This is a genomic window from Olivibacter sp. 47, from assembly GCF_030372825.1.
In the GTDB taxonomy this organism is placed as follows: Bacteria; Bacteroidota; Bacteroidia; order Sphingobacteriales; family Sphingobacteriaceae; genus Olivibacter; species Olivibacter oleidegradans.
The window spans coordinates 2,147,893-2,161,645 of the sequence record NZ_JAUCNR010000001.1; the positions used below are offsets into that span (position 1 = coordinate 2,147,893).

Genomic DNA, 13,753 nt, shown 5'->3' on the forward strand with positions numbered 1-13,753 from the left:
ATCATATGAATAACGTTAAGAAAGCTTATTTTTTCTTATTGGCATTAGGTATTATGAGCCTTATGTGGGCTTGTAAGCAAGAAGACGGCTATTACGATCCGATTATTGCCGATAAAGGGTACGATGGGGATGTTTACGATTATTTAAAAAGTAAACCAGGTGTTTATGATTCGCTGTTAAAAGCGGTAGATCGTTTACAATTGGAGCGTACGTTGCGCGATAGCGATATTACACTTTTCGCTTTATCCAACGCAAGCTTTCAATTGGCCCTAACCAATTTGAATAACCTCCGTAAACTAAATGACCGCCCGAGTGAATATTTATCAAGCGTCGATGGCAATCAGTTGGATACCATGCTTAGCCAATATATCATTCGAGGTAAATATATTTCTGATTCACTCGCTACGCAGGATGGATTACGACTATATGGCGTAAAATACGGTTACCCTATGCATGGGCGATTAATTAAGACCACATCATCCGGTTATGTGAATGGTGGCCCTACCGTCATTCAAATAAGTGACACAAAAAGAAGCCAATTTGAGCGTAACTGGGTATCTACCACAACGGGTTCAATTAATTTGAAGACCAAAAACGGAATTGTTCATGTAGTGAGTGCCGATCACGTTTTTGGATTTGACGATTTCGTTAGCCGTTTAACCTATGTCCCCCACCTCCAAACTTATTTAAAACCATTGGAGGTAAAGACACTGTTTCAAGGGAAAATAGTGGCGGACCTAATGCTGTGGAAGCATCAAAATATGCGTTTGATGGCAATCCTGAGACTAAATACCTAATCGGTGATATGGGAAGCGTATGGTTGCGTTTTGAATTAAACGAAGCTGCTGCAGCAAATGCCTACACCATTACATCGGCAAACGACTTCTCGGAACGAGATCCAATCGACTGGAGCTTGAAAGGTTCAAACGATGGTACAAATTGGACCATCTTAGATTCACGAGCGGGCGAATTATTTGATCAGCGATTCCAACTACGTGTATTTAGGATTTCCAATAAAGTGGCTTATAAGTTCTATCAATTGGATATTACCCGTGTTAGAAGTGGCGGTACGATGCAGATGGCAGATTGGAGTGTCAATAGAGAAGAAGTCAAGTAATCAACAAATAAAGATACCATACATGGATAATTTGGTTAAAAAAGTAAAATTACAATGGGGCAATCCCCTGTATTCTGTGTTGGGAATCATGATAGTAGCCTTTGGTTTGCAGGGTTGCGAGAAGTTATATGATTTACCGGAAGAGCAAGAGTTTCTGAGTCCGAACATCAACTATCCCAGTCAGATTTTTGAGCCGATAATTGGACGTACCAGCGAACTGGGAGCTCCAAATACAGATAACTCTACCAAACCATTAAAGTTTGAAATCGTTAACGCCCGATATGGTGATGGGCGTCCGGTAACGGATATTTTTCAACTACGGCCTACCTATGTGTGGACGGGGGAGTACACAGGTATTGAAACTTCTCTGGAAGAAATTGAAGCAAAGCGAAAAATAGAAGAAAGACCCTTATTTGAGGTTCAGGAATCCGGGAAATTCGTGCTTTGGGGGGCATCGACTAACGAGTTGATCACTCCTAGGCCAGCAGATAGCAGTAATCTCGTGCAAGACAGACGTTACTTTGATTTAAAAATAACGAATGTAGGTGGAGAGCGAATTATCCGCGATTTTCAATTGATTCCTTGGCGGGAGCTACCATATGAACCAAATAATGACATCAATCGGTATACCGGAGGTGTAGCACCTGATCCAAAAGATCCCAGGAACCCTAATAAAAGGGACTACATCCGTCCTTCACTTACAAATGTCATCGGCGCAGAGAGCAACCGTAATCTGGTAACTAATGATGATCAAAAAGATGTGGTTGTTTATATCCGTCCTTTTGAAGGTGGCAATGGGCATAACCTGCGTTTCTCATTTTGGGCTCCGGACTCTACGGCAATCAATCCTGCTAAGTTTAATGAAACGCGTTGGAACGATTTGGTACATGGCTTTAATCGGGTTAACACAACTGAATATGTGCAGTACGACGTGGCATACCCTATTCCCTTGACAACAGTGGCTACAAAATACACTACAGGTGGTAGTGCAAAATTGGAATTTGCTTATTCAAGATTAGGTTTTAATAACATCCGTACAACTGCTTACATCGGACTTAATTTTAAAATTTTTAGAGAAGGTGACTGGGAGATCATCTTCCACTTCAGACGCGAGCTTCCAAAATTCGAAGACGAATAAATCAGAATAGGAATCATATGAAAAGTTTTACGCATTATCTTATACGCTATATTACCGGTAAAATGTTATCGGTAGCTAAGCAAACTTTTTTGACGGTAACCCTATTCTTGGTAAGCGGGTTATTTTATCAACTCTATGCCCAAACAGTCGTGTCCGGAGTAGTTTACGACCAGAAAAAAATTACCATTCCGGGAGTAACTGTTATAGCTGGAAATCCACCTAAGCCCTTGGCGTCCACAAATGGAAGAGGAGAATTTAGAATAAGCGTTCCGGATGGTTCAACCCTGGTATTCAAATTCATGGGATACATAGAAAAGAGGGTAACGCTTAAACCGGGACAAACAACGGTAAGTGTGGTGATGGAAGAAGATCAAAGTAACTTGGAGGAAGTGGTGGTCAGGGGATTTGTCTCCCGCTCGAAGCAGCTAAGTACAGGGTCATCTGTCACCATTAGCGGAGACGAAGTAAAAGATGTTCCGGTAGCCAATGTGGAGCAACTACTACAAGGAAAGGTGCCGGGACTTAATATTCAGGTAAACACGGGAGCCCCTGGTTTTCGCGGATCGACGCAAATTCGGGGTCTTTCTACGTTAACGGTATCGGGGAGTGGCAATGAATCTTTCCTTCAGCCTACCTCACCCTTATATGTAATTGATGGTGTACCCTTAGATGCAGATGGTGCTTCTGAATTTGGTTTTCAACAACAAGGGCCTGGGGTAAGTCCTTTATCCATGATTCCACAAGAAGATATTGCCAGTATAGAGATCCTGAAAGATGCGCAGGCTACTTCCCTTTACGGTTCTATGGCCGCTTATGGAGTAATTATCATCACAACGAAGCGTGGTAATTCAGAAATCCCTCGAGTACGGTATACGAATAATACCTTTATGAAAGCGCCACCTGCCTTAAGAGCTACATTGGGAGGAAATTTGGAAAGGCAGTTGAAGATTCAGCAAATCTTGGCTAATGCAAGAGGCGAAATTAATCTTGACGACTTAATAAAAACGCCGTTTTTGTCAGACAGCTTAAATGCCTATTATAATAATTCAACAGATTGGCAGTCGCTTTATTACCGTACTACTTATAATCAAAGCCACAATATAGCGATAGATGGTGGAAATCCAACCTTCAACTATAAAGCGAACCTTGGTTATTTTACAGAAAAGGGCGTTATCAGAAATACCGGATTCGACCGCTATAGCGCCAACCTCCGTATGGAGTATGCACCGAATGAGAAATTTAAATTCACTGGACAGATCAATGCGCAAATAGGTAAGCAAAATAAAGGAGATGGGGCCGGACTATTACAAACAGGTGTCGCCGATGGGGGAGCAACGTCCACTTTAATGCCCGGGCCTTCCTTCTATCAAGCAAACGCCGATTATGTTGGGTCTTTACGAACAAAAAATAATAATGACGTTCGTGTCATTCGACCCGTCGCCGAAGTGAGTTATAGCATTTTTCCCGGCTTTCGTGCAACCACCTTTTTTAGCTACGAGTTTAAGTCGTCTAATGAAGATACCTTTACACCAGCGGCCGCTAATAATCAGTTTGCTAAAGTCTATGCTTTTAATGGCCGTGAATCAAACCTTTATAGTCGTACCAATTTAACTTATGCCAAAACCTTCGGGGATAACCATAATATTTTCATCAATGCTTTCAATGAGATTCGCAAAGGCGATCGTCAAAACTCCATCACGCAACAAGAACGTACTCCCAACGATCAATTTCAGGGGCCATTGGGTTTTGATGGCTATTACTCACGAGGAGGAGGAATTTTGACTAATTTCTTAGACGAACGTGCGGTGTCTTTTGCTTTAGCTACTTCTTATGATTATCAAAAGAAATATGTCGTGGACCTATCTTACCGATTGGATGGATCGTCAGGGAATGGTTTTGACAACCTATACTCCAAAAACCCAGCTATTGGTCTACGGTGGAATTTTGATAAGGAGGAATTTTTAGACAATTGGGATTGGCTAAATATGGGGGCTTTACGCTTAAGCTGGGGTATTAATGTGATTCCGAATGGCACACTCGAAAGAATTTATGGAAAGTATGATATTACGGGTAATTATAACGGGCAGCAAGGGATTGGGTTAAATTTTGATCAGATTCCCAACCCGAATCTAAAACCAACCACCACTACACAGTATAATGCCGGGCTTGATTTTTCTTTATTCAATAATAAAGTAGATGTAATTTATGACACCTATTATAAGAAGGTAGATAACTTATTGTTTGAAGAAAATCTTTCGAATACTGTTGCTTTTGGTAAATTAATTAGTAATGACGCCGGTATTGTGAACTACGGACACGAACTATCGTTTACTATCCGCCCCTTATCGCCCAGTAGTCCCTTTAACTTAATGGTTACGGTCAACGGAGCCTATAATCGGGATGTGCTGCTCAAATTGCCTGCACATTATGGCGGACAGTTTATACGGTTCGAAACCAATAGTGGCAATCGGGAAACTTATTTACAACACAATGTATTTCGTGTAGGCACGCCATCCCTTTCCAATTATTTGTTGATTAACGAGGGGGTATACGCTACAGATGATGATGTGCCTATTAATCCGGCTACCGGACTACGCTATAGCGTTAACGGAAGACCATTCCGCGCCGGTGACCCGATCATTAAAGATCTAAATGGGGATTATGTGTTGGATGCGAATGATTATGCACGTACAGGCAACGCCTCTCCCTTGTTTACCGGCGGTTTGGCAACCAATATTACCTACAAAGGTTTTGGTTTGAATATCAATGCTTCTTTTACAGCAAAACGTACGATTTTAAATAATGCCTTAGCCGATCGTTTTAACTTGATGAAGAATCCATTTGGACTTAAGGCCGTTATTCCGTTAGATGAATTCGATATGTGGCGTCAACCTGGTGATATAGCTAAGTATCCTTATGCCTATGACTATAGCCGTATTGAAATTGTTAACCCTTATCGCTATGACCAAACCCTTTGGGCAGAAGATGGCTCCTATTTAAAGATCAATAATGTTGTGTTGTCCTATATGTTTGATAAGAAACTGGTTCGGAGTTGGGGCATTAACAATTTAAGAGTATACGTATCAATGGATAATGTTTACACTTTTAGTGGTTATTCAGGTCCGAACCCCGAAAATGTAACGACCATGGGGCGCGATATCTCCGAAGGTTATCCTGTACCACGTACCTATAATATTGGATGTAATTTAGAATTCTAAACCGATCGTTATGAGAATGCTTAATATAGTAAAGATGAGTAAAATAGGTTTGTTGATAATGCTGATTATAACGGCTTCAGCATGCAAAGACTATTTAAATGTGCAGCCCTTAGATCGGCTTACAGGTAATAATTTTTACCAAACAAAAGAGGACGTTGAGGCAAATATTGCGAATATGTACAGCACATTTTTTGATAAAATCAACGAAAGCTGGGTTATCGGAGCGATTGGTGAGGCGCGAACAGGCGAAATTGTAGCCAGTCGGGGAGGCAACAGTTACAATGAAAGAAGAGTAGTAGAAGTGTTGGGTAGAAATCAATTGCTTACGGCAATCAATAATGCTCCCTATGCAGGTTTTTATAACTATTATCGCATTACGGATTGGTCGGGTTATTATCGTGTTATTCAAAGCGCTAATATATTAATAGACAAATTAAATGAGGGCATCGCCGCGCTAAGTACTTCGGATACGCAACGGTATTTGGCCGAAGCAACTTTTATCCGCTGTTTTACTTATTTCTGGATGGTACGGCTATACGGTGACGTTGTTTATTATACCGCTCCTTATCAGGCGGATCCCCTTCCGAGAGAGGATATGGTGTCTGTCCTAAATAAATGTATTGCCGATCTAGAGCCGCATAAAGATAATATGCCCTGGGTGTTTCCTGATGCGGCACAACGCGGAGCACGAGCCAGCAAAGGAAGTATCGTTGCACTCCTTATGCATATGAATATGTGGAACGCAGGGTTTGATCCAGGGCGTGCCACAGCTTACTATCAAAAAGTGACTGCTTTAGGTCAAGAGTTGGTAAATAGCGGTGCTTATCGCTTGCTTGACATGGATGATGATGGTTGGGCCGCTGTAACGAAGGGGCGTTCGGAAGAGAGCTTATTTGAATTTTACCGAAGTATAAATTACGGCGATAACGTCTCTAATTTAGCACCTTTTGGCGATCATTTTTTGCGCTGGCCTTATAAATTCCCCCGATTTAATAATCAGTTAAGTCATTGTTACTATCTATCAACCTACATGCAAAAGCTGTTTCCTACAAGCGATGCAGATAAACGTAAAGATATTTGGTTTGAAGACATGTTGGCGGATAATGGACAATTTGTAGCAAGAAAGTTCGGTTTGAATGTTTATGCTTCCGGTAATGAAGATGAAAACCCGGATAATACTTTTTTGATTTTCCGCTATGCCGACGCCATATTGTTATGGGCGGAAGCTTTAGCCAACTTAGGTAATGAAGGCCAAGCGATTGAGGCGGTGAATATGATCCGTACGCGGGCTGGAGCCTCTTCCTATGCCGGCATGAGTGGCACTGCATTGAAAGACGCCATTTTTATGGAACGTAGTAGGGAGCTCTTTGGCGAAGGGCACCGCTACTTTGATTTGGTGCGTACACGACGTATTATGAGCTCTGCATGGCTTGCATGGCCGCTTAACCAAGATCAATTTACGCGGAGAGCTTGGACCTGGCCTGTTAGCACAAACGCACTGGTAAACAATCCTTATATGGTCTTGAATGAATATTGGCTGCCAGGTGGTGGTGGAAATTAATCATATGTTGTAATAAAGCTGTCTTTAAAATGAAAAATTCTTGCATAAGATCAATCAAGCATATTGCTTACTTCTTGTTGACACTCTTAATTGTCACAGCCTGTAATAAAGATGATTATTATACAGATGGAGGTTTGGCTAATCCCCATTTTAATGGCACGATTATGCAGTACCTTGATTCTAAACCCATGGAATTTGATACCATCGCGCAGATTGTCCGTTTAGCGGGATTGGAAGAAACTTTTAATACAGAAGAGTTCACATTCTTTTGCCCTAGAGACCGCGATGTCAAGGAGCTGATTGGCGATTACCGCAACGGCGGAGCGAATACAGAGCTCTATACGTTAAATCGTGACACGATAAAAACCTTAAGCGATGTCGATTCTTTGATTTGGCGCAAATACATGCTCCGTTATATGTTCAAAGGAAAAAATCTGCTGGCAGACTATCCGCAAATTGATTTTAATGTCCTCAATATTTATCCGGGACAAAATTATTATGCCTATGATAATTCCGTATGTAATATAGGAGTTGTGTTTAACGACGCGGTGAGCAGCGATGGAAAGTCGGTGTTAAAATATATGGGCTACCGGCAATTACATATCTGCTATATTCCGAATTTGTCTTATCCGGATGTTTGGATAGTTGCTAAAGTAGCTTCGTCTGATATACAGCCAACAAATGGTGTAGTACATGCGCTGGACTATACTTCTTCGCTATTCGGTTTTAATTCATTTGAGGTAATAAACGATATCGTTGAAAGCAAGCGATAGATGAGAGTAGATTAAATTAAAAAATAACATGATCATGAGTTCAACTATCTACAAGTTTAAAGTTTGGTATACATTCTTTTTCTGCTTTTTCGCTCTCGCTTGCACAAAGGAGGCAGAACAGTTCAGTGAACCTTATCCCGATGGAAAAGCAGCTTTAGGAATTACTGTCGATCGTGCTAAAACGCCCTCACCAGCTTCCGGATTACCGGGCATAGAAGTGAATATTGAGGCTAAAGGTTTGCTTCCTCATAAGGATCAACTGGTTTTCCGATTTAATGGTGAGCAGGCCGAGATTAAAGAAGTGACGGATGCCGGAATTTCAGTAGTGGTGCCTGATTATGCCAGTACGGGTATTACCACCATTTCCGTGGGCGATGTGGTTGTCTTTGGGCCCGAATTTACCGTGGAAGGTAAAATTAAGATTGATCCGACCTTTGTTGCGACACAAGGGGCAAATGGTGCGGTTGGTGATATTTTATTTACAAATAATGAGAAAATGGTGATCGTAGGCGGTTTCACTAACTACAATAATAAAGGGATTATCCGTCCCATTAACCGCATTGCACAGGCCTTTTTAGACGGCACTTACGATGCAGGCTTAAAATCAGGTACCGGTGCCAACGGCTATATCAGTGCCATTACACAAGTTAACGATAAATATTTTATTGGTGGCAGTTTCTCCGGTTATGCACAGCGAACCAGTAACATCAGCAATTTAACGATGCTTAATAGTAATGGAAGCGTTGATACGATGGGCGTGCATACATGGAGAAGGCCTGATCAAAATGACACCATACAATACTTCCCCCGATTTAACGCAGGTTTTGACGAAGGTGGAGTTAATCGTATCTATAGTGAAAATGGCAAGCTGTTAGTGACCGGTAGTTTTCGTTATTATGTCAGTCGGCAATATGATAAACCGAATTTCTTAGAGACCCGAGATACCATTATCGTTGATAGCACAGAAGTGAGACAGTTTGCCCGATTGAATTTAGACGGCACATTGGACAAAACCTATCGTTTTGATACCGGTACTAACAAAAGTTTAACAGGTGGTAACGGATCCATAGATACCTACTATCATCAGGAAGGTCTATTGAAAGGTAAAATGTTAGTCTTTGGCAATTTTAACCAGTTTGATGGCGAACCTGCTAACTATATCCTTCGCTTAAATGCTGATGGTACCATTGATCGAACATTCAATGCAGGCGGTGCAGGTTTTGATTTTCAGACCTATTATGCCAGCTATAATAACATAACCCATAAATATGTGGTATGTGGCAATTTCAGAACCTATAACGGGCAGTCGAGGGTAGCCATGGCCATGCTAAACGATGATGGTACATTAGATGAAGCCTTTGTTCCAAGGGTATTCGAAAACGGTTTACCTCGCTTTGCTAAACAGCTTAGTGATGGGCTGATCGTAGTAAGCGGCACATTTGTTAAATACGATGGTAAAACGAGAAATAGTTTCATGGTGCTGAATCCCGATGGTAGTTTGGCTGCTGGTTATAATGCCGTCGGAACCTTTAGTGGCGACCTATACAATGTATTTGAAACGGAGTCGGCCGATAAAAAACGAGCCTTATTGTTAATTGGTAGTTTTTGGCAGTTTGATAGTAAAGATGCTGCTAACATAATTAGGGTGCTTATTGAATAATTAGTGCTAACACGAAGCCAAATTAGAAAACATTATGATGGAATTAAAAAAGATATTTTTAGCGACAAAAAAGGTGCTCCGGCCCTTATCTGTATGGAGCGTATTAGCTATTTTGTTAACTAGCTCTTGCCAGCAGGAATTTGAGAAGACAATTCCAGACAAGATGCATAATGACTCCGTTGATGTAACTTATGGTAAGCCAAAAGTTTTATACATCATAGCAGATGGTATAAGAGGACAATCAATACAGGCGATCGAGGTCCCTAATATCAATGGGTTATTAAACCACGCTATCTACTCTTGGGTTTCTTTGGCTGATGAACAAGCAACACAGCCGGGAACTAATTGGGCTAGTTTGTTTACAGGGGTGGCAAAAGAGAAACATGGGGTGATAGATAATGATTTCAGTACCAATAACTTTGATACTTATCCCTTAATTTATGAGCGAATAAAACAAGCCGATTCAACCACGAATATTCGCGTATTCACTACCTCAAGCGTGTTTAAAGATAACTTAACCACTGATACGGATGAAAGTCAGCTAGTTGCCGACGACGATGCGGTCAAATCTGCGGTAGTTACCGCTCTGCAAGCGGAAAATGTAGGGTTTATTACTGCGCACTTCAGCAATCCTGATAAAGTTGGTTCGGCCGTTGGATATGATGTGTCAAAACCAGCTTATCGAGAGGCTCTTGTAACTTTTGATGCTGCTGTAGGCGATATGCTAAACGCATTAAAAGAAAGGCCAACCTATCAAGAAGAAAACTGGCTCATCGTTGTTACATCAAGTATCGGGGGCGAGTATCCTTTATCGGAGAATGATAATACCGTATTTAGCAACCCTGTGGCAAACACCTTTACCATATTCAGTGCGTCTCGTTATAACAGACGGTTTGTTAGCAAACCTTTTATCGGTAACCGATTTCAAGGTGATTTTGCCCGTTTTCAAGGGCAACGTCATGCCGTACTGGAAATGGGTGATAATACTGTTTATAATCTGGATACCGGCGCTTTTACCATTGAATTAAAAGTCAAGAAGAATAAAGCAATCAAGAACATTTACCCAAGTGTGCTCGGTAAGCGCCCCGAATGGTCATCGGGATGGGCCTCCAATGGTTGGGTTGTTTTTTTGGAGAACGATTATTGGATGTTCAATGCACGTGGAACCGGTAATGGCAACCAAGTGAAAGGAGGCACACTAGCTGATGCCAGTTGGAGCAGTGTGGCGGTAGTAGGAGTTGTGCGCGATGGAGAACGCTTTGTCCGTACTTACACCAATGGAGCTTTTAATACCGAAGCTAGCATACAGGGTTGGGGTAATTTAGATACGAATGCACCGCTAAAGATCGGTTACATTAACGGTAATGGCCATGGAGAACCAGACGTTTATGTGGCCGATGTGCGTATTTGGAAAGCGGCTTTGCCGGATGACGTGATTGCACGCTATGCCTGTGAAATAGGCGTCGACGAAAATCATCCTTATTATGATTATCTGGCCGGTTATTGGCCCGTAGCCAATGACACAGATGGTACCGTCCGTGATGAAGGGCCTTTTGGCAATCATTTAACAATGACATCAGACGATTTTAGTTATGATCGGTTAAATGAGTATCTGTGTGCGCCAACTACAGCCGACTTAGGTTCTCAGGTACCAAGAACTTTTGATGTACCGACACAAATCTATACATGGCTTAAAATATCACGGCAAGAGAATTGGCAGCTAGATGGTAGAACTTGGTTAGATCAATAGACTGAACCTTTTCAATAGAACGATTTTAACGATGGAAAGATATGAACAAAAGATACAAACTTACTAAACCACTTGTGTTTATTGCTTTGCTTTGCACGATGTCAATTTCCTGTAAAAAGGAGGGACTGGATAGTTTTGCATTAAACCGCAATGTTGCTACGACAGTATCTGCGGGTGAAATCGCAGGTGAAATCGTGAAAAATAGTGATGAAGTGACTATCCCGATAAAAGTTACTTTATCATCCCCGGCGACAAAAGCTTTTCAGGTTGGTCTGCAGTTAAATGCAGATACAGTGATCCAATTAGTAGAGAGCGGTAACTTGACCGATGTCTACGTATTACCTTCAAATGCGATTACCTTACCGAACGCGGTAGATATCGCTTATGGAGCTAAGGAAGCTACTTTTGAGGTGAAAATCGGCCTTTCCGGCCTCGAGCGCTTTTTTGGCCATAAAGTAGCATTAGCTTACGACTTGGTTAATCCCGGTAAAGGAAATACGATTGGTTCAGATAAATCAGGAATAATTGTTTTTAATACCAACGATATTCTAAAGGAAGAGGATATCCATTACGTGTCTATTACAAACGGAGGTGGCACGGTGTTGGAGGTGCGCAATCGAAGGAATTATAATGTTACCTCTGCCGGGATAAATATTCCACTGGGAATTAGTTTAGCAGGGACACCTGGGAATTTCTTTACGGTAACAACCGGTGTCAATACAGATAGTATAGCAAGCTTAGTTGGCCAGGGTATTTTACCGGAAAATACCATTGCCCTTCGTCCGGATCAATATACACTTAATGAGACCTATCAGGTGGGTAGTAACCTCAGCCGCGCTGCTATGGATTTAATTGTTCCATGGTCTACCATTGAAGAAAATGCCGATCGTACTTTGGCATTAGTTGTTAAGTTAGTGGCAACATCTAGGCATCTCTTAGATCCAACGAAAAGTCATGTTGTTGTGCTTGTCCATCCGCAATATGTAAGAGAAGTAGATGTAACTGCTACGGGTACCTTAAGTGTAGACCACGATAATTCAAATGCCAATGAGAACGCGGCAAAACTGATTGACAACAACATTAATACGAAATTTTTACAGCCAGGTTTTGTGGGTAGCAGTTGGTTTCAGCTAGCTTTTTCGGAACCACAGCTTATCGGTGCATATACAATTACCTCAGCAAACGATGCTGCGGATCGAGACTTAAAAGATTGGAATCTGCAAGGCTCGGACGATGGGTCGATCTGGATCACTTTAGATACGAGAGCAGGGGAGACCTTTGCGAATCGTTTCTTAACCAAGCGTTACGATTTCGAAACAGCAAAAGCGTATAAATATTATCGATTGAATGTTACCAATAACAATGGCAGCGGCGTTATTCAGTTGGCTGAATGGCGGCTTATTCGAGTTCCATAGCGGACGCGTGTTCATGTTATCGACTAATATAAAAAACAAAGGAATAGCTATTGATTATGGAAATACAATTCAGGAATTTGCTGGGGACAATTTTCCTCGCTGTAACACTGTGTGCGGGTTGTAAAAAGGATGAGAAAGAGATTGCACCTGAACCAGAGGGACCTAAGCCTACCGCAAGCTTTACAGCTTCGCAGGTAGCAGATGATGATCCGTTTACTTTTGATTTTGAAAATGAGTCAACGAATTTTTCAGTCGTTCGTTGGGAGTTCGGAGACGACAGTAGCTCTGTCGAAACCTCACCGGTACACACTTTTTTAAAAACGGGAACATTTACCGTTTTAATGCGTGTAGAGAATGAAGAAAAATACTGGGCTCAACGGGAGAAAATTATCCAAATAAACCCAAACCGATTGATGGAAATGGACACCCGTCCTACGGGAACCGGAACCTTGGATTTGGCAGTTAATACTGGAGTAAATTTAAGCGAAGTCAGCTGGTATAACGGAGCAACGGCTACAGGTACTCCTATTTCCACTGAACGCGAAGTCAGCATCCCTGTGGAGACAGGAAGGTTTGATTATTATACACTACAAGGAAAAACACCTAAAGGATCGGTTTTGCAAATTACGCGGTTGTTAACTGATTTGGGCATTGTTAGAGACGTAACGGCAGATGGCGTGCTTTCTGTTTCAAGAGATAATAATGGCGGGCCCGATGGGGGAGAGGGATCGAAGAAATTGGTGGACAATGATATCACGACTAAATTTTTGCAGTCGGATTTCTCGGGTGATCTGTGGTTTCAGCTGGAATTCTATAATCCTGTTGTGCTAGGTGGTTATACCTTTACATCAGGCAATGATGCAGATGGTCGCGATCCGCTTAATTGGCGTTTAGAAGGATCAAAAGACGGTAGCAATTGGACCGTTTTAGATAGACGTGAAAACGAAGATTTCCCCGGAAGGAGAGAAACAAGGACCTTTACTTTTGCTAATTCAACCGCTTATAATTTTTATCGTATATATGTGACGGCGGTGAATTCAGGTTCCCTCTTCCAACTATCCGAATGGCGGGTATTATCGTTGCCGCAAACTTAAAAGTTAATGCTTCAGATTCCTAAACAA

10 protein-coding genes are annotated in these 13,753 nt (G+C 41.7%); all 10 read left to right on the top strand.

Annotation, left to right across the window (positions count from 1 at the left end; all coding sequences use genetic code 11):
* The first annotated feature begins 5 nt into the window (after nt 1-5).
* The 10 genes from QT327_RS09240 to QT327_RS09285 are packed head-to-tail and all read left to right on the top strand — an operon-like array spanning nt 6 to nt 13,726.
* Nucleotides 6-797, top strand: coding sequence for a fasciclin domain-containing protein (locus tag QT327_RS09240; protein WP_289552662.1), 792 nt, complete (start codon nt 6-8; stop codon nt 795-797).
* 8 nt (nt 798-805) lie between these two features.
* Entirely contained in the window at nt 806-1,117 is a 312-nt protein-coding gene (locus QT327_RS09245; protein WP_289552663.1) for a hypothetical protein, read from the top strand.
* 22 nt (nt 1,118-1,139) lie between these two features.
* Complete coding sequence (locus QT327_RS09250) at nt 1,140-2,255, top strand: DUF5007 domain-containing protein (RefSeq protein ID WP_130857663.1); 1,116 nt, start codon at nt 1,140-1,142, stop codon at nt 2,253-2,255.
* Between the two features lie 17 nt (nt 2,256-2,272).
* On the top strand, nt 2,273-5,473 hold the full coding sequence (locus QT327_RS09255; RefSeq protein ID WP_130857662.1) for a SusC/RagA family TonB-linked outer membrane protein: 3,201 nt from the start codon (nt 2,273-2,275) through the stop codon (nt 5,471-5,473).
* 10 nt (nt 5,474-5,483) lie between these two features.
* Entirely contained in the window at nt 5,484-7,034 is a 1,551-nt protein-coding gene (locus QT327_RS09260; RefSeq protein WP_289552665.1) for a RagB/SusD family nutrient uptake outer membrane protein, read from the top strand.
* Nucleotides 7,035-7,063: 29 nt separating this feature from the next.
* Nucleotides 7,064-7,807 carry a hypothetical protein gene (locus QT327_RS09265; protein ID WP_130857660.1) on the top strand — a complete coding sequence of 248 codons (744 nt, stop codon included), beginning with the start codon at nt 7,064-7,066 and terminating at the stop codon, nt 7,805-7,807.
* A 34-nt stretch (nt 7,808-7,841) separates the two neighbouring features.
* Nucleotides 7,842-9,467, top strand: coding sequence for a DUF5008 domain-containing protein (locus QT327_RS09270; protein WP_242627356.1), 1,626 nt, complete (start codon nt 7,842-7,844; stop codon nt 9,465-9,467).
* Between the two features lie 34 nt (nt 9,468-9,501).
* Complete coding sequence (locus QT327_RS09275; RefSeq protein ID WP_289552668.1) at nt 9,502-11,217, top strand: alkaline phosphatase family protein; 1,716 nt, start codon at nt 9,502-9,504, stop codon at nt 11,215-11,217.
* 41 nt (nt 11,218-11,258) lie between these two features.
* Nucleotides 11,259-12,632 (top strand): discoidin domain-containing protein, encoded by a 1,374-nt coding sequence (locus QT327_RS09280; RefSeq protein WP_130857657.1) that lies wholly within the window; start codon nt 11,259-11,261, stop codon nt 12,630-12,632.
* A 56-nt stretch (nt 12,633-12,688) separates the two neighbouring features.
* A complete protein-coding gene (locus QT327_RS09285) occupies nt 12,689-13,726 on the top strand; it encodes a PKD domain-containing protein (protein WP_130857656.1) in 1,038 nt (345 codons plus the stop codon).
* The last annotated feature ends 27 nt before the right edge of the window (nt 13,727-13,753 follow it).